Origin of the sequence: Saccharibacillus alkalitolerans (genome assembly GCF_011090185.1) — a bacterium.
Lineage (GTDB): Bacteria > Bacillota > Bacilli > Paenibacillales > Paenibacillaceae > Saccharibacillus > Saccharibacillus alkalitolerans.
In genome coordinates, this window is sequence record NZ_JAAFGS010000001.1 from 942,418 (window position 1) to 964,517 (window position 22,100).

Genomic DNA, 22,100 nt, shown 5'->3' on the forward strand with positions numbered 1-22,100 from the left:
TTATGAAAAGCCCTGACGACAACAGTCAAGCGGGATCTCCCGGCAAGCCGAAGCTGCTTGTCCTGATCGGCCCGACGGCCGTCGGCAAGACCAAACTCAGCATCGAGCTGGCCAAAGCTTTTTCCTGCGAAATTATTTCGGGCGATTCCATGCAGGTATACCGGGGCATGGATATCGGGACGGCCAAAATTTCGGAAGCGGAGATGGAAGGAATCCCGCATCATCTGATCGATATTCATGAGCCCGACGAACCTTTTTCCGTGTCCGAATTCCAGGAACGCTGCGATGCGCTCATTCCGGAGATCGCGGGCCGGGGACGCCTTCCGTTTATCGTGGGAGGCACCGGGCTCTATGTGGAGTCGCTGTGCTACCGGTTCGAATTCGCGGAGAGCGGAGCGGACGAAGCGTTTCGGCAGGCCCAGGCCCTTTTTGCGGAAACTCACGGCGTCGAGGCGCTTCATGCCAAACTGCGCGAGATCGACCCCGAGTCCGCTCAGCGTCTGCATCCCAACGATACCCGCCGCGTCATCCGGGCGTTGGAGATCCATAAGCTGACGGGCGAGACGCTGTCGCAGCAGCTGGCCAGGCAAAAAAAGACCACGCCTTACGACCTATGCCTGATCGGTTTGACAATGGACCGCCAAATGCTATATAACCGTATTGAAGAGCGAATCGACCAAATGATGGAACTTGGGCTGATCGAAGAGGTGCGGCGTCTCCGCGAACGCGGCTACACGCCGGACATGGTATCCATGCAGGGACTCGGCTACAAGGAAATTTGGCCCTATCTCGACGGTTCGGCAACGCTGGAAGAAGCGGTGTACCGGCTGAAAAGGGATACCCGGCATTTCGCCAAACGTCAGCTCTCCTGGTTCCGGCATATGCGCGATATCCAATGGGTGGACGTTTCCGAGCCGGAAAACTTTTCTGCAAATTACGAGAAGATTCATGGTATAATTACGGGAAGGTTCGGCTCCGATTTTTGAACGAAAATGACAGTAAAATGACAATTGGGGGTACCGGTTATGAACAAATCCATTAATATTCAAGACACGTTCCTGAACCAACTGCGTAAAGAGAATATCCCTGCCACGGTCTACTTGACCAACGGATTTCAAATTCGGGGCACGATCAAAGCATTCGACAACTTCACGATCGTCATCGACAGCGACGGACGTCAGCAGATGGTGTACAAGCATGCCATCTCCACGTTCATGCCGCAGCGCAACGTATCCCTGACCCAGCAGGAAAGCACGTCCGGAGAGTAATCGGAACCGAATTTCGTGCACGGCTTGCCTCCCGATATTTTTGTCCGCCGGCGTTATGGCGGAAGGTGACGAAGGGATGACAAACCTGTAACGGCAATTTCTGAAACTTTTCGTGTATAGTAACGTCTAAACCGATAGCTACGAACGAGAGCAACCTTCGCGGGTTGTTCTTTTCGTTAGCGACCAAAGCAGCACAGTCAGCATGTTCACAAAACTCATCGCTGCAAAGAAAGCAAAAGGGGTGTCAGAAACCATCATGCCTAACCCACAACTGAGCCGCTCCAACCGAACGACCGGAGGAAGCGGCGGAGGGAACGGCGGAGGCAAGAAGCCTCCGACGACCGCGAAGAAAAAGAGTTCCCCCAAAAAGAAAAAAATTACGGGGAAACGCGTATTTTGGACTTTGTTTTTTACGGCGGCATTTGCGGTGTTATGCGCGCTCTGCGGCTATTTGTTTATTACGGTGAACGGGGAGAAGATCCTCGCGGCAAACAAAGACAAGATCGAGATCAAGGCGCCGACGGTCATCTACGACCGGACAGGCGTGCAGATCGGCGAAATCAAGATCCAGCGCGGCGAAGAGGTCGAAGCGCAGGATATTCCGGAGCTGCTCAAAGACGCCTTCGTGGCGACGGAGGACAAACGTTTCTTCGAACACTCGGGGGTCGACCTGAGATCGATCGGGCGCGCGGCGGTCAAAGATATCGTTGCCCGTTCGGCGGTCGAGGGCGGCAGTACCATTACCCAGCAGCTGGCGAAAAACATTTTCCTGTCCGCGGACAAGACGTTTTTCCGCAAAGCGACGGAGGTGTCGATCGCGCTGGCGCTGGAACGCAACTATCAAAAAGACGAGATTTTGGCGATGTATCTTAACCGGATTTCGTTCGGCGGACAGTATTACGGCATCAAAGCCGCTTCCGAGCGTTATTTCGGCAAAAGCAACCTGAACGATCTGAAGCTGTGGGAAATCGCGACGCTGGCGGCGATGCCTAAAGCGCCGACGCGCTACAATCCCATCGCCAATCCCGACAAGTCGAAAGACCGCCGTGCCGTGGTGCTTCAGCTCATGTACGAGCAGGGCTACATCACGAAAGCGGAAAAAGACGAAGCGGCGAAAGTCGATTACAACTATACGCCGCCGGAAACGAAAGAAACGCACTATCAGGCATTCGTCGATTACGTGCTTCAGGAAGCCGAAGACGCTACCGCACTGACGGAAGACGATCTGAACCGCGGCGGCTACAAGATTTATACGACGATGGACGCCAAGGCGCAGCAGAGCCTGGAAGACGCGTTCAAGGACGATTCGCTCTTCGAACAAAGTCCGGATGACCAGCCGGTTCAAGCTTCCATGACGATTACGAACAACCAGAACGGCAGCATCGTCGCCATCCTGGGCGCTCGCAATTATCACAAAGGCGATTTCAACCGCGCGGTCAACAGCTACAGACAGCCCGGTTCGGCGTTCAAGCCGATCGCGTCCTACGCGCCCGCGCTGGAATCCGGACAGTTTACGGCCGATTCGCAGCTGAACAACGAGCAGCAGAGCTTCGGCAGTTATAATCCGAAGAACCTGCACGGATACAGCAAAAGCGTTTCGATGAGAGAAGCGCTGGCGGAATCGATCAATATTCCGGCAGTCTGGCTGCTGAACCAGATCGGCATCGATACGGGCTACCGGTTCGCACAGTCGCTCGGCATTACGATGACCGAGAATGATCATAACTTGGCGATTGCGCTGGGCGGTTTGGACAAAGGGACGAACACGCTCGAAATGGCCCAGGCTTACAATTCGTTCGCCAACGGCGGCAAATTTATCGAGGCGTACGCGATCAAATCGATCCGGGACTCGAACGAGGTCGAAATTTACAGCCGGATCGACAGCTCCAAATCGGTCATGAGCCCGAAAACGGCTTATGACATGACCCAGATGATGAAGAGCGTCGTGACGGACGGTACGGGGCGCAAAGCCGATATCGGCCGTCCGCTCGCGGGCAAGACGGGTACGACGCAAAGTAATATTTCCGGCAACAGCGGCAACCGCGACGTCTGGTTCGTCGGTTATACGCCGGAATGGACGGGAGCCGTATGGATGGGCTACGACAAGCCGGACGGCGAGCATATGCTCAAGAACAGCAGCGGCCTGGCCGCTTCGATGTTCTCGCGCATTATGAAGCAGGCGCTCGAAGGCACGCCGGTTACCGACTTCAAAGCTCCGGATGCGCCGGCACCGCAGCCTGCGGAACCGGCGGAACCCGCCGAGCCCGTTCAAAAAGAACCGGTCGGCGCTCCGACGGGGCTTGTCGCTTCCTACGACGTAAACGCGCAGAAAGTGATGCTGTCGTGGCAGCCGGTGGCGGGAGAAAACGTCCGTTACCGCCTGTATCGCCAGGAATCTTCCGAAGCGCAGCCGTCGCTGATCAACGGGGATTTGATGAGCGCTTCGGCGGATGATCCGAGCGCGATGCCGGGGCTGACCTACAGTTACGCGGTTACCGCGTACCGGGCCGGCGAAGATCCGATCGTCGAATCGGCGGCTTCCAATACGGTCAGCCTGACCGTACCGGCTGCGGATAATCCGGAAGAAGATCTGCCGGACGAGACGATTCCGCCGGATCAGGAAGAACCCGAAATTGACGAGGAAGAACAGCCTGTTACGCCTCCTGCCGAAGATAACGGTCAAGGAAACGGAAATCAAGGCAATAACGGCAACGGTAACGGAAATCAAGGCAACAACGGGAACGGAAACGGAAATAACGGGAATAACGGAAACGGCAACGGGAACGGCAACGGGAACGGTAACGGCGGGGGAGGTGCCAATCCGGGGAATTCCGATCCTTCGGGAACCGGTAACTCCGCCGAGGGCGATAACACGGTGCCCGGCACCGTCGTGCCGGAGGCGCCTGTCGATCAGGGACAGCCTGATCCGTCGACCGATCCGGCGGCCGATCCGAACGTCCAGACCGATCCGGCCGCGGGCGATCCGAACGCGGGTACGCAGGACGGGACGGTTTCTCAGCCGTGACCGGTCCCGAATGATGCAGCTTTTTTGACTATAGGTAGACCGTATTTAAGCAAATGAAGCAAGCTCCGGAAGCCCCAAACGGCTTTCCGGAGCTTTTTTTGCCATATTTCCGCGCAAAACGGGTAATGAATGGCATGAGCAAGCCAGTTCCTTTGTGAAGTGGCCTGAGAATGTGATAAGCTTGATTCAAATGGAGAATGGAAAGGGTCGGTTCCCTATGAAACGTAAATTTGCTGACAGAGCCAACTGGCGGCGCGTAACCGACCGGAGATTCTTGTGCCGGTATATCGACAGCCGCCGCTTTACGGGCTACGTAACCTTGTACAACATGCTCAAACTAAAGGAACCGCTGATGAAGACGTACGGGGGACTCACGTTTTGTGTGGCCGACAAAGGTTATTCTTGGCTGCAGTATTTTCCCAAGGATGCCCATTTTATCGTCACGACCATGTTCAACGAAAAAAGGGAAGTGGTGGAGTGGTATATCGATATCTGCAAATCGCAGGGCGTTACGGACCAAGGCGTGCCTTGGTTCGACGACTTGTATTTGGATATCGTGGTATTGGGCGACGGAACGGTCTTTTTGCTCGACGAAGACGAACTGGATGACGCGCTGCGGCGGGGAGTCATTACGGAAGCGGACTATGCGCTTGCCACGAGAACGGCGCACGGTTTGCTGCGGATGATCGACGCGCATGCGTTCCCCTATTTCCGGCTTTCGATCGAGCATCGAAGAAGATTGTTCCCGGCGTCGGCGCTGAAGGTATAGAGCGCTTGCATGCGGTCTGATCGGAAAGGGGAATTTCGAAAGTGGCCATTAAAGAACGGTCGGATGCGTTTCTCGGCAGGGGGCCCGTGCATATACCGGGTAACGGCCGGCAGCGCGGCGGACGTTGGAAAAAGCGAATGCTGCTGGCTCTGCTGGCCGGCGTAATCTTGTTCATCCTTTGGACCGCTTATATTCAAGTCCGAATCGGGCAGGGCGCTTCGCTGACCCGAGAGCATGACGCCGACGTCGCAATCGTGCTGGGCGCCAGATTATGGGACAACAGACCGAGTCCGGCGCTGAAGGAACGATTGGACGCGGCCTACGCCGGGTACGAGCGCGGCGATTATCCGATGTTGATCGTAAGCGGAGGGCTCGACAACCCGCAGATGCAATTGACCGAAGCGGAAGGCATGGCCGAGTACTTGGAAGAGCGCGGCGTGCCGAAATCGCATATCGTGCTCGAAAACGAAGCGACGAGTACCTACGAAAATCTGCTGTTCAGTCGGCGGATCATGGAAGAGAAGGGCATGCGTACGGCAGCGATCGTAACCCATGAATTCCACGGCGCCCGTGCGCGGGATATTGCGGAATTTTTGGGCTATGAAGATCCGCAGTTCGTACTCGCTCCCACCAAGGAATTGAATATTTGGCAGACTCGCGGCCGAGAGACGCTGGCTTTCACCAAGTGGCTGCTCGATAAAGCCTCATTGCCAAACGGCAAGTAATTGGGGATAATGGAATGCCGGGTTTTTCGGATTTGCCGGAACTTTGCTTGAAGGGCGCGAAAAATCCCATACGCACAGAAGGAGAACAAAATATGCGAACTACAACTTACGATACGGCGGCCGAAGAACGCCCTCGGGCGGTTCTGGTCAGCCTCGTCACCGACGAAGTCAAACGTTCGGGCATCGATCCGGTCTACTCGCTCGAAGAGTTGGTTGCGCTTGCCGAGACGGCGGGCGTGGAAGTGTTGACCACTCTGGCGCAAAATCGGGAAACGAAAGATACGAAATGGTTTATCGGCAAGGGCAAAGTGCAGGAGTTAAAAGTCGTGGCGGACGAATTGGGGGCCAATACGGCGATTTTCGACCAGGAACTGTCCGGCGCGCAGGTGCGCAACCTGGAAGAGGAACTGGATTTGAAGATTATCGACCGTACCCAGTTGATTCTCGATATTTTCGCCCAGCGCGCCAAGACGAGAGAAGGCATCATTCAAGTCGAACTGGCTCAGCTCAGCTACCTGCTCCCGCGGCTCTCGGGACAGGGGCGCAATCTGTCCAGACTGGGCGGAGGCATCGGTTCCCGAGGCCCCGGCGAAAGCAAGCTGGAAACGGACCGCCGGCACATTCGCGGACGGATCGACGAGCTTAAGCGTCAGATCGGCGAGGTAGAGAAGCACCGCACGCTGCAGCGTCAGCGCCGCAAAAAAAGCGGGGCGGTGCAGGTGGCGCTGGTCGGTTATACGAATGCCGGCAAATCGACGCTGCTGCGGCAGCTGACGAATGCCGACGTCTACGTGCAGAACCAGCTGTTTGCGACACTCGATCCGACTTCGAGAACGCTGGAACTGCCGGGCGGCCGCGAGATCGTATTGACGGATACGGTCGGCTTTATCCAGAACCTGCCGCACAACCTGATCGCCGCTTTCCGCGCGACGCTCGAAGAAGTGAACGAAGCGGACTTGGTGCTGCATGTTGTAGACGCTTCCTCGGAAATGCTCGACGATCAGATGAAGGTTGTGGAGCAGATTATGGAAGAACTCGGAGCGGGCGGCAAGCCTCAGATCCGGCTGTATAACAAAAAGGACCTCTGCACGCCGGAGCAGTTGGAGCTGCTGCCAGAGGACGAAGGGAATCTGCGCATCAGCGCTTATGACGAAAAAGACCTCGAAAAGCTCATGAACCGGCTGCAGGAAGAGCTGACCGGCGGGACGGTAACCTACCGGATTCCTGCAGCGCGCGGCGATCTCGTATCGCAGCTGTACAAGATCGGCGAAGTGGTATCCCAAGAGTTCGAGGAAGAAGACGCGCTGTACGAAGTGCGCCTGCACAAAGGCGAATCCGAAAAGTATGCGTACATGCTGGAAGATTACAAGGTGCAGCCTTAAAAGTTCAGGAGCAGCAGCGTTGGAAAGAGGCGGCCGGGACGCGTCAGAAAAAGCATCCTGGCTGCCCTCGCGCGTCATGTTTTTACAGCGGCGCGATCCAACGACGACCTCACACAGGAATAACGCGTTAATGAAGTACAGTGTCAGCCTTTCTCCTTACACGGCAAGTTATGCAGATGTAGGGGAACAGGATGTATGGACGAATCGTAAACAGAAGGACGGAATGAAAAGCAATGAAAACATTTGACGCTCGCATCGAGCAGTGGAAAGAACAAGCGGAACGCCTCGTGCGGCCTCGTTTCGACAGCGTGGACGACATCGTCGAACATAACCAGTGGAAGGTCATCGAAGCTTTTCGGGCCTGCAAAGTCAGCGATTATCATTTTAACCCTTCGACGGGATACGCTTATAACGACCGGGGGCGCGAAGTCCTGGATGAATTGTACGCCAAAGTCTTCGGAGCGGAAGCGGCGCTCGTTCGCCCGCATTTCGCTTCCGGCACGCACACGATCTCGACGGCGCTGTTCGGCGTATTGAGACCGGGCGACGAACTGCTCTATATCACGGGATCGCCTTACGATACGCTGCATAAAGTCATCGGCAAAAAAGGCGACGGTACCGGATCGCTCGCCGACTTCGGCATCGGTTACCGCGAAGCGGCGCTGCTGGAAAACGGAGACATCGACTGGGACGAGGTAGCCCGTCAGATGACGCCGAATACTCGCGTTATCGGCATACAGCGTTCCCGCGGTTACGCTTGGCGCATGCCTTTTACCGTGGAAGAGATCGGCGCCATGACGCAAAAAGTCAAAGAAATGTGCCCGAGCGCGATCGTATTCGTTGATAACTGCTACGGCGAGTTTACGGAAAAAATCGAGCCGACGGAAGTCGGAGTGGACCTGATGGCCGGCTCGCTGATCAAAAACCCGGGCGGCGGCCTGGCCGAAACGGGCGGATACATTTGCGGACGCAAAGAATTGGTGGATCTCGCCGCTTACCGTCTGACGGCTCCGGGAATCGGAGCGGAAGTAGGCGCGATGCTCGGCACGACGCGGGGCATTTATCAAGGCTTATACATGGCTCCGACCATCGTCGGACAGGCGGTCAAAGGCAGCATTTTTGCGGCGGCGATGTTCGAGGTTGCGGGCTTTTCCAGCAGTCCGGCCTGGGATGCGCCCCGAACCGATCTTATTCAAGCGGTCGTCTTCGAGCGGGCGGAGCAGCTGATTGCTTTTGTGCAGGGCGTTCAGCTTGCGGCGGCGGTAGACAGCCATGTAGTACCGGAACCCTGGGACATGCCGGGCTACGAACATCCGGTCATCATGGCGGCGGGAACGTTCATTCAGGGCGGAAGCCTCGAATTGTCGGCCGACGCTCCGATTAGGGAACCCTATATCGGTTATTTGCAGGGCGGCTTGACGTATTCGCACGTCAAGTACGGAGTGCTGAATGCGCTGCAAACTCTTTTTGATCGTAATTTACTGTGAGTTAATCTAACACATCATTGACGCTTCCTATCAGGATATGTACAATAAGAGAGAGAATAAGGTTTCGCTCCACAACGGCGACAATGGATGACAGGGTGCTCCGCGCCCGGAGCATCCGGGTCAAGATTCGTGACGGGAGAGAACCGAGAATAGTACATTTGGAAGGTTGATGAATAATGGGCGACGATATTCGCAGAAATATGGCCTTGTTCCCGATAGGGATCGTAATGAAACTGACCGACCTGTCCGCGCGGCAGATCCGTTACTATGAACAGCACAGCCTGATCGTTCCGGCGCGCACGTCCGGCAACCAGCGCTTGTTCTCGTTCAACGACGTGGAGCGGCTGCTCGAGATCAAGGCGCTGATCGAAAAAGGCGTCAACATCGCGGGGATCAAGCAGGTCATGAACCCGGTCACCAAAGAATCCGAAGAAGCGACGGTTCTGAACGCGGCGACCGAAGAAAAGCGCAAGGAGCTTTCCGATTCGCAGCTTCACCGCATGCTCAAGCAGCAGCTGGTTTCCGGCAAGAAGCCGGGACAAGTCTCGCTGATTCAAGGCGAGCTGTCCCGATTCTTTAATAGAAAATAAAATAAGCTTGGCTCAACCCGATGAGCAGCCGCTTTCATTGAACGCGTCCTGCGCGCCGGGGAGAAATACTTACGTTTGATCGAAGAAAAGAGACGAAGAGGAGAGGGTATCTTGAGTTACACTAAAGAAGATATTTTGCGCGTCGCCAAAGAAGAGAACGTTCGTTTCATCCGTCTTCAGTTTACCGACCTGCTCGGCGCGATCAAAAACGTCGAAATTCCGGTCAGCCAGTTGGAAAAGGCGCTCGACAACAAAATGATGTTTGACGGCTCTTCCATCGAAGGTTACGTGCGCATCGAAGAATCCGATATGTACCTTTATCCGGATCTGGATACCTGGGTCGTTTTTCCTTGGGTTACAGAAAACCGCGTTGCCCGTCTGATCTGCGACATCTATATGCCGGACGGCACGCCTTTCCCGGGCGATCCTCGCGCCGTACTGCGACGCGCGCTGGAAGAAGCCGAAGAAATGGGCTTCACCGCAATGAACGTGGGACCGGAGCCGGAATTTTTCCTGTTCCGCACGGACGAGAAGGGCAACCCGACGGACGAGCTGAACGATCAGGGCGGTTACTTCGACCTGGCTCCGACGGATCTCGGCGAGAACTGCCGCCGCGAAATCGTGATCACGCTTGAGGAAATGGGCTTCGAGATCGAAGCTTCCCACCACGAAGTGGCGCCGGGACAGCACGAAATCGACTTCAAATACGAGAATGCGTTGAAGGCGGCCGACCAGATCCAGACGTTCAAGCTGGTCGTCAAAACCATTGCGCGTCAGCACGGTCTGCATGCCACGTTCATGCCGAAACCTCTGTTCGGCATGAACGGTTCCGGCATGCACTGCCACCAGTCGCTGTTCCGCGGCGGAGAGAACGCGTTCTACGACGAGAGCGACACGCTCGGCCTCAGCGATACGGCGCGTTATTACATGGCCGGCATCCTGAAGCACGCCCGCGCGTTCGCCGCGATTACGAATCCGACCGTCAATTCGTACAAGCGTCTCGTACCGGGTTATGAAGCGCCTTGCTACGTGGCCTGGTCCGCCAGCAACCGCAGCCCGATGATCCGGATTCCGGCGTCGCGCGGTCTGAGCACGCGGATCGAAGTCCGCAACCCGGACCCGGCGGCCAACCCTTACCTGGCTCTGGCCGTAATGCTCAAATCCGGTCTCGACGGCATCCGCAGACAGCTGACGCTGCCGGCTCCGATCGACCGCAACATTTACGTCATGTCCGAAGAAGAGCGGATCGAAGAAGGCATCCCGAGCCTGCCGGCCGATCTGAAGGAAGCGCTGAACGAACTGATCCGCGACGAAGTCGTGGTACAGGCGATGGGCGAACACGCCCTGACGCACTTCTACGAACTGAAAGAAATCGAGTGGGACATGTACCGCACGCAGGTCCACCAGTGGGAACGCGACCAGTACATGACGCTCTACTAGGACTTCAAACCCTTGGCGCTCCAAGCGTCGAGGGTTTTTCTTTTTATGGGCATCCCTTATAAAACACTCTCGATTACCTGCATGCCCACAAAATGCCCACAAAGTTTTTACTGGGTTTTTTATGCCGGAATGCCCCAAGGGTTTACACCGATCCTGTCAGCAAGTAGAATAGGGACAATCCGGACTCGGCTTTCGCGCTAATACGGAGCCGACTTTGTAATCGAGGAGAATTACCGTGAACACATATAGAGAACTGATCAGCAACGAAGAATTTTTTGCCGCCGCTCTCATGCAGGTTCAAGTGTTCGTGAATGACGCGTTGGACGAGTCGCCGATCGGCGAAGGCGGGCCGGTGCAGAAATACACGGACTTCAGCGTATGGATCGGCGGTGCTTGTTATCCGCGGCATACGCATACTTTCAAAGTATCGGGGTAACAAATTAGGGGACACCCTGCGCTGGGGCCTGTACGCAAACTTGGGCGCCGCGCATCTTTAGCCGCCTTCGAAGTTTGCGTACACGCCCTAGCCCGGACTCTTTTTGTTTTTTTATAGTTACGATTGTCGTACAGCCTCCGGTTCGTCACCCGAATCGGGGGCTGTTTGTTTGTCATTTTTTGCGGCTGCGTGTTCAAACCTGACGTAATTTGCTAGACTGGAGATACTATGCCGGAGTGAGGGATCGTCTACAGATGAATGCGTATGGGAATTTCAACGAGTTCGACCGGGCAAGATGGGCGGGACTGAGAAGTCGGACGCCGCTGCTGCTGTCGGAAGAAGAACTGGAACGAATCAAGGGGCTGAACGATAAAATTTCGCTTCGCGAAGTTGAAGATATTTATATTCCGCTGACGCGATTGATTAATCTTAAGGTGAGAGCGGCGCAGTATTTAGGGGAAGTAACCGGTGCTTTTTTGGGCTGCGAGCCGGTTAACAAACCTTTTATCATCGGGATCGCGGGCAGCGTGGCGGTAGGGAAGAGTACGGTCGCCCGTTTGCTGAAAACGCTGCTGTCGCGCTGGGAGCATCATCCCAAGGTCGACCTGGTGACGACCGACGGTTTTCTCTACCCGACGCGCGTGCTGGAAGAAAAAGGACTTATGGGGAGAAAGGGTTTTCCGGAGAGCTACGATACGAAAAGACTGATCGACTTTTTGGCAAAGGTGAGAGCCGGCGAACGAAACGTGCAGGCCCCCCTTTATTCGCATGTTACTTACGACGTGCTGCCGGATAAGTTCGAAACGATCGACTGCCCCGACATCCTGATCGTGGAAGGCATCAACGTGCTGCAGGTGAGCAAAAGACAGCCCGTATTCGTCAGCGACTACTTCGACTTTTCGCTCTATATCGATGCCGATGCCGAAGATATCCGCAGTTGGTACGTCGACCGGTTCCTGCTTCTGCAGCAAACCGCGTTCCGCGAGCCGTTGTCTTATTTCCATCGCTACGCGGATCTGACCGAAACCGAGGCCGTCGAACGCGCTTCCGACATTTGGGAGACGATCAACCTGCTGAATTTGAACGAAAACATTTTGCCGACCCGCCGGCGGGCGGACCTGATCCTGAGAAAAGGGCGCGATCATCAGATTCATCAAGTCTATCTGCGGGAAATTTGAATTTTATAAGAAAAAGGAGTGCAGCAGCATGAAGCGACAACGGTTTAATCTCGGAAGAACGCCGGCCGCCCGGCGGAGCACGGCGAGGACGGTGCCATTGGCGCTCGCTCTGATGCTCGGCACGGCGGGCGTACTGGGCCTGCCCGGCCAAGCGTCGGCTTTGCCGCAGAAGGCGGCTTACGCTTACGAAACGACGGCGCTTTCCGCCTCTTCGGCGAACCTCTCCTCGGGGATGTACAGCGCCAACGGCATCCTGATTTCCGTGAACGACGGGAAAGTGCTGATGAAGAAAAATATCAACCAGAAGGTGTATCCGGCGTCGATGACCAAGATGATGACCGTGTTGGTGGCATTGGAGAACATTCCCGATCTGCAGAAGAAAACGACGCTGCCGGCATCCATGTTCGCTCCGTTGAATAAGGAAGGGGCATCCATGGCCGGCTTTCTGGCGGGAGAGAAAGTAAAGGCGATCGACCTGCTCTACGGTTCCATGCTGCCTTCCGGCGCGGATGCTTCGATGGGGCTTGCTTACGCGGTATCGGGCTCGGAAGCGGCATTCGTGAAAAAAATGAATCAGAAAGCGAAAAAGCTTGGTATGAAGCATACGAATTTCGCGAATGTAACGGGATTGCCCGATGCGGCGCATTATACGACGGTCAAAGATATGTCGATTCTGATGCGGTCCGCGCTCAAAAATCCGACGTTCCGCAAACTGATTACGACTCATCGATATACGATGTCGCCGACCAACAGTCACCCGAAAGGAATGACCGTACGCAGCACGCTGTCCGAGAGCGCGCCGACGTTGAACTTCAAGGGAGGGCGAATCCTGGGAGGGAAGACGGGATATACGCGGGCCGCAGGACTATGTTTGGCGTCGCTTGCGGTTAAGGACGGCCGGGAATATATTCTCGTGACGGCGGATGCGGACGGGAATCCGTGGAGCAAACCGTATCACATTTTGGATGCGTTAAAGGTTTATCCGAAGATCCGAAAATAAGCTGGAAAAAGAACGCCCGTTCGCTTATAATACAAACATACGTTCCGTTCGGGAGGGTGTGCTTGTGGAGATGAGCAGGTTGGAGCGAAAAATACTGGTTATGCTGCGCCGTCATCGATGGAGCGCGTATCGTTTTCTGACGATGGCCAGACTGCTGGACCGTACGGGAGGCGCTTTTCGCGAAGTGGCGATCGCGCTGATTAATCTGGAACAATACGGCTGTATTCGCTGGCCGGACAAATCGTCGTTGAGGCATATCGTGCTGCTCCGCCGCGCTTACAGCCGGAGAGCGATGCTGCCGGTTATGGGGCGCCCGGCTTCAGAGGATATGCCGCAAGGCGATTCGCCGAAGGAAGAAACGGTTACCGGACGAAGAAATCTTCGGATTAAGCGGCGCCGGACCGTGCCAAAGCAATCATAGCGACAGCGACGAGCAGCAGGCTGAGCAGCGCGATCCCGAAGTAAAGACGGGTCTGTTTTTTGTTGCGTCGGAACAGGGCCGCAGAGCCCAGCATTCCCGTAACTGCGCATACGATAAACGAAACAATCATCAAATCGGCCATTACGATCCTCCTTGAACAAGAAAATGGACGGCGATCGCGAATCCGTTCGACGCCCGATGTTCAGTGTACCAAAAAATCAGGACGGGCGAACGCAGGGCGTTCTCCGATCGGAAAACGCCGAATCGCCGTCCCCATTAAAAAAACTCCTCCGTTTGATCGGGGGAGTTTTTTTAATGGGGACTCTCGTGAACAATCTCGGCTGTTTTCCTCAATGGAAGTTGCGGAACAAGCCTACAACCTTGCCGAGAATCGTGACGTGAGTCAGACGAAGAGGCTCGTACGTCGGGTTTTCCGGCTGGAGGCGGATATGATCCTTCTCCTTGTAGAACGTTTTGACCGTCGCTTCGTCTTCTTCGGTCATCGCCACGACGATATCGCCGTTATTGGCGGTCTGCTGCTGACGAACGACGACATAATCGCCGCTGTTGATGCCGGCTTCGATCATGCTGTCGCCTACGACGGAAAGCATGAATACCTGATCTTCGCCGACCATGGTCTGCGGAAGCGGGAAATAATCTTCGATGTTCTCGGTGGCCGTGATCGGAACGCCCGCGGTAACTTTGCCGACAACCGGCACACGACGGATCGTGGAGGCGAACAGGTTGCTGCTCTCCGATTCTTCCATACCGAGAAGTTCGATCGCGCGCGGCTTCGTCGGATCGCGGCGGATCAAGCCTTTCTTCTCCAGACGGTCCAGATGTCCGTGAACGGTGGAGCTGGACGCCAGTCCCACGGCTTCGCCGATCTCGCGAACGGACGGCGGGTACCCTTTGGATTTGACTTCGGTGCGGATAAATTCCAGAATGGCCTGTTGGCGTACGGAAATCTTCGACATATCGTATCAACCCCATCCATTAATCATTTGGTTATTGAGCTTGAGAGCATTCGGAAGAGATCAACAAAAAAATGAATGCTATATGGAAAGAGTATATCACAGAACTTCCGTTCGTACAAACGTAAGTTCTGAGAAAACGGCAAAAACGCGAACGTTGCCGAACAAGGCATGAAGGCCGAATCCCCTCCGAAGCAAGTGAGAAGCGCAGAGGACAAAAAAAGGGGAACAAATTTTCCCGAACAAACGTTCCAAAACCTATTGATCTGAACGTATGTTCGTGCTATATTATTCGCAGAAGGCAGAACAAACGTTTGGGAGAGTGTTGAACATGCCAAAGTATACGACTTATAAGAGCATTTACGAAGCGGCTGACATAAACGAAAATTCGCGTGAGAGCCGGACTTTTTCTTTTGCATCGTTTTTACATATGTTAGGGATGCCGAAGTACCGGTGGACCCGGTCGGGCGCGACCAGAGCGCGCCTGCTGCTGTTCGTGGTCATCGGTTTATTCGCGGGAACCGGAGTCGTTCATGCGTTCCAGAGCAGCGAACCCGCTCCCGAAGTACGCAGCGTTGTCGTTTCTCCGGGCGACACGCTCTGGTCCATCGCGGAACGCAACAAGCCCGAAGACGCGGACACCCGCATTTTTATTGCCGGCATCAAGCAGAAGAACGGGTTGAGCGGCAGCGAGATTTATGCGGGGGATGAATTGATTCTTCCGAATTTTTAAATGCCGCGCGGAACGGTTTGTGACGGGTACGAACTCGCAGGGGAAGCGGCATGGATGAGGAGAAGAGCTTGCAGGGCAATCGCCTTGACAAGCTCTTTTTTTCATGTGAAAGTATAGGGAAGTATGGTCACAAGGAGGGTGCAATGGATATCGATACTTTGGTAAGCCGGATTAACGAGCTTGCCCGTAAACATAAAGCCGAAGGCTTGACCGAGGAAGAGCATAAAGAACGTGCGAAGCTTCGCGAAATTTACCTCGGCAATGTGCGGCGCAATTTCCGCCAGGAACTCGATATGATCAAGTGGGTCGACGAAGAGCCCGGCAGCGGCTCCAAGCCTCATTGATCGTATGGATTTCGTGCTCCGACATTTCCTGCAGGGGAAACGCGGAACGCATTCGGGCAAGCGCTTTACCTGAACGGAAACGGCTCGCCGGTTCGCGGAAAGGGAGTGCCGCGTTCTGGCGGGTCTTTCTTGATTCAAGATCCAACCATTCGTTAAGGGGGAAAAGGAATGTCCCGTTCTTGGGAGAGACAGGTGCGCAAAAATCAGCAGAAGGTGAATAATCTTCGGCAGAAAACGGGTCAGGATCGGGTCGGCGCCGCCGGCGCTCAGGCTTACGATACGTTCAAGGGCAGAAATTACATGTTTCCGACGTTTCTGCTTATTATCGCGATTTTCCTGACGATTATCACGATTGCCGCGCAGACGTCAGGCGTCGAAGAGGCGTCCGGCACGTCGTACTGGTTCATCATCGTGATGTATCTCATTTTGGCGGTGATTATGTTCTTGCGCCGGCCGTTTCTTCGCGTAGGCAAAGATCGTCTGACGACCATCCGGTTCAATCGGGAGCGGACGCTGATGGCCGGCGATATCGCCAAGTTCCGCATCGAGAAGGGATTCGTGACGGTAGAAACGAAAGGCAAAGGAGCCAACTGGATTTTCTCGCGTTTCCTGAAGATGTTCAAAACGGAAGAGATCGCGCAGCGAGTAACGGAATTCGCGGCGCAGCATCAAATTCCGATCGAAAGAAAATAAAGCGTATTTGGGCAAAGGTACAGCAGGCGAAACGATTATAACGGAAGAGCGAGGGGACGCGAATGACGGTGGAGACGAACGTTAAAGCGGTAATTTTTGATCTGGACGATACGCTGCTCTGGGATGAGCGCAGCGTCAAAGAAGCGTTTGGAGCGGCTTCCGAAGAAGCGGCTCGCCGTAAGGGCGTAGACGCGGAAGAGCTGGAATCCGCGGTGCGCAAACGCGCGCGCGAACTGTATGCGACTTACGAGACGTTTCCGTTCACCCAGATGATCGGCATTAACCCGTTCGAAGGGCTCTGGGCGCGATTCGATAAAGGCGAACAGCCCGAATTCCGGAAACTGCAGGAGATCGCGCCGCTCTACCGCAAAGAAGCCTGGCGCCTCGGCCTGGAAGACACGGGTATCGAAGACCCGGAGCTCGCGCTGGAGCTGTCCGACCTTTTTGCCGCCGAACGCCGCAAGCGTCCTTACGTATACGATGAGACCTACGAGGTACTGGGCGAGCTTCAAGGGCGCGTAAAGCTGCTGCTGCTGACGAACGGCTGTCCTTCGCTCCAGCAGGAGAAGCTTGACGCCGTGCCGCAGCTGGTCTCCTATTTCGATCATATCGTCATTTCGGGAACGTTCGGCAAAGGCAAGCCGGATACGTCGATCTTCCGTCATGCGCTCGGCCTGCTCGGCGTTTCGCCGGAGGAAGCGCTGATGGTCGGCGACAAACAAAGCACGGACATTCGCGGAGCTCTCGATACGGGAATTCCTTCCGTTTGGATCAACCGCGGGGGACGTCCTCCGCATTCCGGCATCGTTCCCGTGTATGAGATCGATTCCCTGCGCGACCTGCCCGAATTGGCGGGAATCCGCATTTCCTGAGAAATCGGCGATACGGTTTTCCGTCCGCCCGCTGCGGCGGGCGGACTTTTTTTCGCTTCCGAGGCGCTTATGCCTAAGGACGGCAAGGTTATTCCGATACGAATTCGGGTATTGAACTACCATTTAGGGGCTTTTCGTGCTCGGCAAACTGGCGGGCACGGTCAGCCAAAGAAGGAGGAGTGCGGCTGTGGAACTTTATTTTCTCGGCACCAACGCGGGACTGCCGACCACGCAGCGCAATGTTACGTCCGTCGCGCTCCGCATGCTGGAAGAACGGCGCAGTTCCTGGCTGTTCGACTGCGGCGAAGCGACGCAGCATCAAATTTTGCATTCGCCGCTCAAGCTGAGCCGCTTGGAAAAGATTTTTATTACGCATATGCACGGCGATCACGTCTTCGGCCTGCCGGGATTGTTATCCAGCCGGGCTTCGCAGGAGGGATCGCCGCCGCTCACCGTTTACGGTCCGGCCGGGCTAAAAGCTTTCCTCGAAGCGACGCTGAACGCGACCCAAAGCCGAATCGATTTCGGACTGGAGATCGTCGAACATTCGGGCGGAGTGATTTTTGAAGACTCGCAGATCAAGGTGGAAGCAAGAGCGCTGGAGCACCGGATCGAAAGCTACGGCTACCGGATGACGGAAAAAGACCGGCCGGGCAGTCTTAATATGGAGCTTCTTCAGGAATGGGGCGTGCGTCCCGGTCCGGAATACGGTAAGCTTAAGAATGGAGAGAGCATTACGGTGAACGGACGTCTCATTACGTCCGACCAGGTGCTGGGCGCGCCGAAGCGGGGCCGGATCGTGACGATCCTCGGCGATACGCGTCCGACGCCGGGCATTCATCCGTTGGCGGACGGGGCGGATGTGCTCGTCCACGAAGCGACTTTCACCGACGAATTTGCGGATCTGGCGCATAAATATTATCACAGCACCGCCGTTCAGGCTGCGGAAGCGGCCAAAAAGGCGGGAGTCGGAGAACTGATCCTGACGCACTTCAGCTCGCGTTACAAAGATCAGGATCAGCTTCGACCGCTGCTGCAGGAAGCCCGGTCCGTGTTTCCGAATACGCAGTTGGCGATCGAACATCAGACGTTTCCGATTCGCCCTTCTGCGCAAGAACGAGAAAAGGAATGAAGACAAATGCCAAGTGACGACGCCTTTTTGATCGACCTGGACGGCACGCTGTACCACGGCGAGCGCATGGTTCCCGGCGCGGACAAGCTGATCGAAACGCTGAACGAACGCGGAATCCCGTTTTTGTTCTTGACGAACAATTCTTCCGCCGCCCCGGAAGCGGTAGCTTTGCGATTGAATAAGATGGGAATTCCTGCCCGTGCCGAACAGGTCTGCACGTCTTCGATGGCGGCCGCGGCTTACATGGCAGGACGCAAGCCAGGCGCTTCCGCGGCCGTATTCGGAGAAGCGGGGTTAAAAAACGCGGTGGAGGCTGCCGGGTTGACCCTGTTTGACGAAGCGGACGGAACGCCGGACTACGTGCTGCAGGGAATCGACCGGCAGTTCACCTACGAAAAACTGGCCCGGGCAGGGCGCTTGATATTGGCCGGCGCGGAGTTTGTGCTTACCAATCCGGATCTGCTGCTGCCTTCCGAAAGCGGATTGATGCCGGGAGCGGGCACGTTGGGAGCGGCCTTGGAGTCGATGACCGGGGTCAAGCCCGCGGTGATCGGAAAGCCGTCGCCCGTATTGATGAATTTTGCTTTCAATCTGCTTGGGGTCGGAGCCGCCCAGGTCACTGTGATCGGCGACAATATGATGACCGACATCAAGGCCGGCGCGGAATCGGGCTGCCGTTCCCTGCTGGTGCTGACGGAAGAAGGAGTCACCACGCCCTCTAACCTGGAACGGCACAAAAAATTGGCCGGCACCGAACCGGATCTGGTCAAAGCGAATCTGCATGAACTGCGGGAATGGGTACTACACTTATAGATTACGATACGGAAAGGAACGATGAGCCATGCCGGAACTGCCGGAAATCGAACATTATCGCAGACAATTGGGCCAATGGATACTCGATCGCCCGATCGAACGGGTACGCTTGTCCAACGAAAGAAGCACCGACGTGTCGCCCGAAGAATTCGCCGGAGCGCTGGAGGGCAGAAGTTTGCTCTTTTTGGAACGGCGGGGGACTTTTCTCATTTTTCACCTGGACAACGGACATCGCCTTCTGATCGCTCTGGCAAAAGACGGAGCACTGTACTGCGGAGAAGGGGAAGAAGAGCCGCCGTTCGCCGCCCAAGCGGAAATCGGCTTCGGAGAACGGACGCTGTACATTGCGGGGAAAGGCAGCGTACTGCGGTTGATGACGGTGCGAGGGCTTGACGATGTGCTGAAAACGCTCGGTCCGGACCCGTTTTCCCGTCAGGCGACGCCGGAATACTTTGTCAATCAGCTCAAAAAACGCCGGGGAGCGCTGCGCAGCACGTTGACCGGGCAAAAATTGGTCGCCGGAATCGGGCCGCGTTACGCCGACGAGATCGCGTTTGCGGCCGGACTGCTGCCTTCGGTCAAAGTGCAGGATTTGAACGGAGAGAGCGCGGCGCGGCTGTACGAAGCGCTTGAGAGCGTCTTGAACGCGGCGATCGACTCGGGCGGATGCCTTTCGATTCCGCTCAGCGCGGAGGACACCGTGACGGGCGGATATTTGGAGCAATGCCGCGTTTACGAACGCGAAGGCCAGCCGTGCACGGACAGCGGCGCGCTCGTGGAAAAGATGGACGTATCCGGCAAAAAGGCGTATTACTGCCCGCAGTGCCAATACGAACAGACGCCCGTTTTCTCCTGAAGAGAAACGGTTTTTCGATGAAAGGGTGAGGACGTGACAACTACGGAAAGCAAACCGAAAATCCATCTGTATATGGACGACTGGCGCCCTTGTCCGGAAGGTTTTGCGCTGGCCCGGACGGGCGAAGAATGTCTGGTGATGCTCAAGGAATGCGAAGTCGATATTTTGTCGCTCGATCACGAGATGGGTCCCGGAGAACTCAGCGGAAGCGAAGTGGCGGCGTTGATCGTGGCGAACGGAACGTTTCCGCGGGAAATTTATCTGCACACGTCGAGCGAATACGGGCGCAGAAGCATGTATCAGACGCTCTATGCCGGCAAGCCGGACCATGTGGTCCTGCATCGCGGGCCGATGCCGGAAGATGTGCGAAAACGCGTCGCAAGCGAAGCGGAACGATGAGGGAAACGACGGAGAAAGAGCTGGCGGGCTGGATCGAGTCGGGAGAGCGGCGGGTCGTCGTATTCGGGCACACGCCTTTTTGCGGAACGTGCAAGGCGGCCAGGCGCATGTTGGAAGTGGTGGAGCAGATGGACGCGGAAGTCGACATTTACGCGCTGGATCTGAATTTTGCTCCCGCTTTTATTCAAGCCTACCGGATCAGCAGCACGCCTTCGCTCAGCATTTTCGAACCCGGGACACGGAAAAGCCCGCGCACGATTTACGCCATGCAGTCGGTGCCGCATCTGCTCGAGTTTATCGGAAGCGGCAGGGGATAAACAAGCTGCGCCCGCTACAAAAGGCAGCGAACAAGAGAGGGAGAAGGCGCGCCGGTGCTTCGGCCGGCGCGCCTCTGCCCGTGGAGGTTAACGTATTTTGAACGAGTATGAAACGGAACACGAACAAGAGAAACAGGATCGGGAACAGGCAGAAAGCGTCTTTATCTGCACGGCCAACCGCGATTTCGCCGCTTATGCGCAGGAAGAGCTGCGCCGGCTGTTCGGATCGGTCAAAAGCAGCGTGCTGAGCGACCGCGAGGTGCTGCTGGTCAAGTTGAACGAGACGGAAGAGGCCGCGGCGCGTAAAATCGCGGACAGCCGTCCGATTTTTTTGCGCCATATCCAGCCCGTCCAATTCGAACGCGAAGGCGAAAATGCCGGAGAGCTGCTGGGAGAAGCGGCCGCGTTCGTGCTCGGCGCAGGCCGCATCGGCGCGGGCGTCAAGGCGGCGCTCCAGGTGCGTAAAAGCGCCGATGCCGGCGGAGAGAGCGCTCCGCAGCTGAAGGAATGGCTGGAGGAGCTGCTTCGCGCGTCGGAAGCGGAATTCGTGTCGGCGGGAGCCGATTGGATCGTCTCCGTCTACCTGACCGCTTCGGGTATCTATGCCGGCATTTCGCGTCCCGAAGACAACTTGTCCGACTGGAGCGGCGGAGCGGTCCGCTTCCGGCGCGAGGAAGGCCAGCTGTCCAGAGCCAAGTTCAAGCTGCTGGAGGCGGAACGCGAGTTCGGCCTGGATCTGTCCGCTTACCGCGCCGCGGTCGATATCGGGGCGGCTCCCGGAGGTTGGACGTCCCTGCTGCTCGAACGCGGCCTCAAAGTTACCGCGGTCGATCCGGCCAAGCTGCATCCTTCGCTGCTGAAGCTGCCGAACTTGACCTACATCCGAAAAAACGCGGGCGAAGTCAAGTTCCGGGACAACGAGTTCGATCTGCTCGTTTGCGATATGAGCTGGAGCCCGAAATTGATGGTACAGCTCGTAACGGGACTGCTGCATGCGTTGGCTCCCGGAGGCACGGCGATTGTTACGATCAAGCTGATGCACAAAAAGCCGATGGCGCTGATCAAAGAGGTCATCGCCTCGTTCGAAGATTCGCGCCTTCAGGTGCAAAGGGCCAAGCAGCTGTTCCACAATCGCGAAGAAATTACGCTTTATATGATCAAATATTAAGAATAGGTCTTTACAGCAGGCAAGCAATAGGTTTATAATGACCTCAAAATCATACGAACGACAATAAAGGGAAAGCAT

Annotated in this window: 25 protein-coding genes; 23 read left to right on the top strand and 2 right to left on the bottom strand. The window is 55.9% G+C overall.

What is annotated here, in order from left to right; all coding sequences use genetic code 11:
* Positions 1–2 precede the first annotated feature (2 nt).
* From miaA to GYN08_RS04065, 13 genes are all read left to right on the top strand, one after another.
* The gene (miaA, locus tag GYN08_RS04005; protein WP_166273111.1) at positions 3–986 is read left to right on the top strand and encodes a tRNA (adenosine(37)-N6)-dimethylallyltransferase MiaA; all 984 of its coding nucleotides are present in this window, start codon (positions 3–5) and stop codon (positions 984–986) included.
* Between the two features lie 39 nt (positions 987–1,025).
* Positions 1,026–1,268 carry an RNA chaperone Hfq gene (gene hfq / locus GYN08_RS04010; RefSeq protein ID WP_166272698.1) on the top strand — a complete coding sequence of 81 codons (243 nt, stop codon included), beginning with the start codon at positions 1,026–1,028 and terminating at the stop codon, positions 1,266–1,268.
* Between the two features lie 256 nt (positions 1,269–1,524).
* A complete protein-coding gene (locus tag GYN08_RS04015) occupies positions 1,525–4,293 on the top strand; it encodes a PBP1A family penicillin-binding protein (RefSeq protein WP_166272700.1) in 2,769 nt (922 codons plus the stop codon).
* Positions 4,294–4,510: 217 nt separating this feature from the next.
* Positions 4,511–5,062 carry a DUF402 domain-containing protein gene (locus GYN08_RS04020; RefSeq protein WP_018977625.1) on the top strand — a complete coding sequence of 184 codons (552 nt, stop codon included), beginning with the start codon at positions 4,511–4,513 and terminating at the stop codon, positions 5,060–5,062.
* Positions 5,063–5,103: 41 nt separating this feature from the next.
* The gene (locus GYN08_RS04025) at positions 5,104–5,787 is read left to right on the top strand and encodes a YdcF family protein (protein WP_166272702.1); all 684 of its coding nucleotides are present in this window, start codon (positions 5,104–5,106) and stop codon (positions 5,785–5,787) included.
* A 92-nt stretch (positions 5,788–5,879) separates the two neighbouring features.
* Entirely contained in the window at positions 5,880–7,169 is a 1,290-nt protein-coding gene (gene hflX / locus GYN08_RS04030) for a GTPase HflX (RefSeq protein WP_166272704.1), read from the top strand.
* Positions 7,170–7,402: 233 nt separating this feature from the next.
* Positions 7,403–8,656, top strand: a complete 1,254-nt coding sequence (locus GYN08_RS04035; RefSeq protein WP_166272706.1) for a methionine gamma-lyase family protein — start codon at positions 7,403–7,405, stop codon at positions 8,654–8,656.
* Between the two features lie 176 nt (positions 8,657–8,832).
* The gene (locus GYN08_RS04040; protein ID WP_018977629.1) at positions 8,833–9,246 is read left to right on the top strand and encodes a MerR family transcriptional regulator; all 414 of its coding nucleotides are present in this window, start codon (positions 8,833–8,835) and stop codon (positions 9,244–9,246) included.
* A 111-nt stretch (positions 9,247–9,357) separates the two neighbouring features.
* Positions 9,358–10,686 (top strand): type I glutamate--ammonia ligase, encoded by a 1,329-nt coding sequence (gene glnA, locus GYN08_RS04045; protein ID WP_166272708.1) that lies wholly within the window; start codon positions 9,358–9,360, stop codon positions 10,684–10,686.
* Between the two features lie 235 nt (positions 10,687–10,921).
* Positions 10,922–11,122, top strand: a complete 201-nt coding sequence (locus GYN08_RS04050; protein WP_166272710.1) for a hypothetical protein — start codon at positions 10,922–10,924, stop codon at positions 11,120–11,122.
* Positions 11,123–11,376: 254 nt separating this feature from the next.
* Positions 11,377–12,300, top strand: coding sequence for a type I pantothenate kinase (gene coaA, locus GYN08_RS04055; RefSeq protein WP_166272712.1), 924 nt, complete (start codon positions 11,377–11,379; stop codon positions 12,298–12,300).
* A 28-nt stretch (positions 12,301–12,328) separates the two neighbouring features.
* Entirely contained in the window at positions 12,329–13,300 is a 972-nt protein-coding gene (locus tag GYN08_RS04060) for a D-alanyl-D-alanine carboxypeptidase family protein (protein WP_235945748.1), read from the top strand.
* Between the two features lie 64 nt (positions 13,301–13,364).
* The gene (locus GYN08_RS04065) at positions 13,365–13,721 is read left to right on the top strand and encodes a hypothetical protein (RefSeq protein WP_166272714.1); all 357 of its coding nucleotides are present in this window, start codon (positions 13,365–13,367) and stop codon (positions 13,719–13,721) included.
* Here the strand turns inward: GYN08_RS04065 and GYN08_RS04070 are convergent.
* Both GYN08_RS04070 and lexA read right to left on the bottom strand, forming a co-directional pair.
* Positions 13,687–13,863, bottom strand: a complete 177-nt coding sequence (locus GYN08_RS04070; RefSeq protein ID WP_166272716.1) for a hypothetical protein — start codon at positions 13,861–13,863, stop codon at positions 13,687–13,689. The two genes, GYN08_RS04065 and GYN08_RS04070, sit on opposite strands and share 35 nt — an antisense overlap.
* Before the next feature lie 208 nt (positions 13,864–14,071).
* The gene (gene lexA, locus GYN08_RS04075) at positions 14,072–14,698 is read right to left on the bottom strand and encodes a transcriptional repressor LexA (RefSeq protein WP_166272718.1); all 627 of its coding nucleotides are present in this window, start codon (positions 14,696–14,698) and stop codon (positions 14,072–14,074) included.
* 328 nt (positions 14,699–15,026) lie between these two features.
* Here lexA and GYN08_RS04080 point away from each other — a divergent pair, with 328 nt between their 5' ends.
* From GYN08_RS04080 to GYN08_RS04125, 10 genes are all read left to right on the top strand, one after another.
* Positions 15,027–15,428, top strand: a complete 402-nt coding sequence (locus GYN08_RS04080) for a LysM peptidoglycan-binding domain-containing protein (protein ID WP_166272720.1) — start codon at positions 15,027–15,029, stop codon at positions 15,426–15,428.
* Between the two features lie 143 nt (positions 15,429–15,571).
* Positions 15,572–15,772: a DUF896 domain-containing protein gene (locus tag GYN08_RS04085; RefSeq protein WP_166272722.1), complete on the top strand. Its 201-nt coding sequence runs from the start codon at positions 15,572–15,574 to the stop codon at positions 15,770–15,772.
* Between the two features lie 168 nt (positions 15,773–15,940).
* On the top strand, positions 15,941–16,465 hold the full coding sequence (locus GYN08_RS04090) for a hypothetical protein (protein ID WP_166272724.1): 525 nt from the start codon (positions 15,941–15,943) through the stop codon (positions 16,463–16,465).
* Positions 16,466–16,527: 62 nt separating this feature from the next.
* On the top strand, positions 16,528–17,337 hold the full coding sequence (locus GYN08_RS04095; RefSeq protein WP_166272726.1) for an HAD family hydrolase: 810 nt from the start codon (positions 16,528–16,530) through the stop codon (positions 17,335–17,337).
* A gap of 187 nt (positions 17,338–17,524) precedes the next feature.
* A complete protein-coding gene (gene rnz / locus GYN08_RS04100) occupies positions 17,525–18,469 on the top strand; it encodes a ribonuclease Z (RefSeq protein ID WP_166272728.1) in 945 nt (314 codons plus the stop codon).
* 6 nt (positions 18,470–18,475) lie between these two features.
* A complete protein-coding gene (locus GYN08_RS04105) occupies positions 18,476–19,282 on the top strand; it encodes a TIGR01457 family HAD-type hydrolase (protein WP_166272730.1) in 807 nt (268 codons plus the stop codon).
* A gap of 28 nt (positions 19,283–19,310) precedes the next feature.
* Positions 19,311–20,138 carry an Fpg/Nei family DNA glycosylase gene (locus GYN08_RS04110; protein WP_166272732.1) on the top strand — a complete coding sequence of 276 codons (828 nt, stop codon included), beginning with the start codon at positions 19,311–19,313 and terminating at the stop codon, positions 20,136–20,138.
* A gap of 33 nt (positions 20,139–20,171) precedes the next feature.
* On the top strand, positions 20,172–20,537 hold the full coding sequence (locus GYN08_RS04115) for a cyclic-phosphate processing receiver domain-containing protein (RefSeq protein ID WP_328802793.1): 366 nt from the start codon (positions 20,172–20,174) through the stop codon (positions 20,535–20,537).
* Positions 20,534–20,854, top strand: coding sequence for a thioredoxin family protein (locus GYN08_RS04120; protein WP_166272734.1), 321 nt, complete (start codon positions 20,534–20,536; stop codon positions 20,852–20,854). The genes GYN08_RS04115 and GYN08_RS04120 overlap by 4 nt, the downstream gene beginning before the upstream one ends.
* 97 nt (positions 20,855–20,951) lie before the next feature.
* Complete coding sequence (locus tag GYN08_RS04125; RefSeq protein ID WP_166272736.1) at positions 20,952–22,022, top strand: SAM-dependent methyltransferase; 1,071 nt, start codon at positions 20,952–20,954, stop codon at positions 22,020–22,022.
* Positions 22,023–22,100: the final 78 nt, after the last annotated feature.

Bases quoted from the DNA above. Each gene is read 5' to 3' on its own strand.
- miaA (WP_166273111.1), top strand. From the start codon at position 3: ATGAAAAGCCCTGACGACAACAGTCAAGCGGGATCTCCCGGCAAGCCG.
- hfq (WP_166272698.1), top strand. From the start codon at position 1,026: ATGAACAAATCCATTAATATTCAAGACACGTTCCTGAACCAACTGCGT.
- GYN08_RS04015 (WP_166272700.1), top strand. From the start codon at position 1,525: ATGCCTAACCCACAACTGAGCCGCTCCAACCGAACGACCGGAGGAAGC.
- GYN08_RS04020 (WP_018977625.1), top strand. From the start codon at position 4,511: ATGAAACGTAAATTTGCTGACAGAGCCAACTGGCGGCGCGTAACCGAC.
- hflX (WP_166272704.1), top strand. From the start codon at position 5,880: ATGCGAACTACAACTTACGATACGGCGGCCGAAGAACGCCCTCGGGCG.
- GYN08_RS04035 (WP_166272706.1), top strand. From the start codon at position 7,403: ATGAAAACATTTGACGCTCGCATCGAGCAGTGGAAAGAACAAGCGGAA.
- GYN08_RS04040 (WP_018977629.1), top strand. From the start codon at position 8,833: ATGGGCGACGATATTCGCAGAAATATGGCCTTGTTCCCGATAGGGATC.
- coaA (WP_166272712.1), top strand. From the start codon at position 11,377: ATGAATGCGTATGGGAATTTCAACGAGTTCGACCGGGCAAGATGGGCG.
- GYN08_RS04060 (WP_235945748.1), top strand. From the start codon at position 12,329: ATGAAGCGACAACGGTTTAATCTCGGAAGAACGCCGGCCGCCCGGCGG.
- GYN08_RS04070 (WP_166272716.1), bottom strand. From the start codon at position 13,863: ATGGCCGATTTGATGATTGTTTCGTTTATCGTATGCGCAGTTACGGGA.
- lexA (WP_166272718.1), bottom strand. From the start codon at position 14,698: ATGTCGAAGATTTCCGTACGCCAACAGGCCATTCTGGAATTTATCCGC.
- GYN08_RS04080 (WP_166272720.1), top strand. From the start codon at position 15,027: ATGCCAAAGTATACGACTTATAAGAGCATTTACGAAGCGGCTGACATA.
- GYN08_RS04085 (WP_166272722.1), top strand. From the start codon at position 15,572: ATGGATATCGATACTTTGGTAAGCCGGATTAACGAGCTTGCCCGTAAA.
- GYN08_RS04090 (WP_166272724.1), top strand. From the start codon at position 15,941: ATGTCCCGTTCTTGGGAGAGACAGGTGCGCAAAAATCAGCAGAAGGTG.
- GYN08_RS04095 (WP_166272726.1), top strand. From the start codon at position 16,528: ATGACGGTGGAGACGAACGTTAAAGCGGTAATTTTTGATCTGGACGAT.
- GYN08_RS04105 (WP_166272730.1), top strand. From the start codon at position 18,476: ATGCCAAGTGACGACGCCTTTTTGATCGACCTGGACGGCACGCTGTAC.
- GYN08_RS04110 (WP_166272732.1), top strand. From the start codon at position 19,311: ATGCCGGAACTGCCGGAAATCGAACATTATCGCAGACAATTGGGCCAA.
- GYN08_RS04120 (WP_166272734.1), top strand. From the start codon at position 20,534: ATGAGGGAAACGACGGAGAAAGAGCTGGCGGGCTGGATCGAGTCGGGA.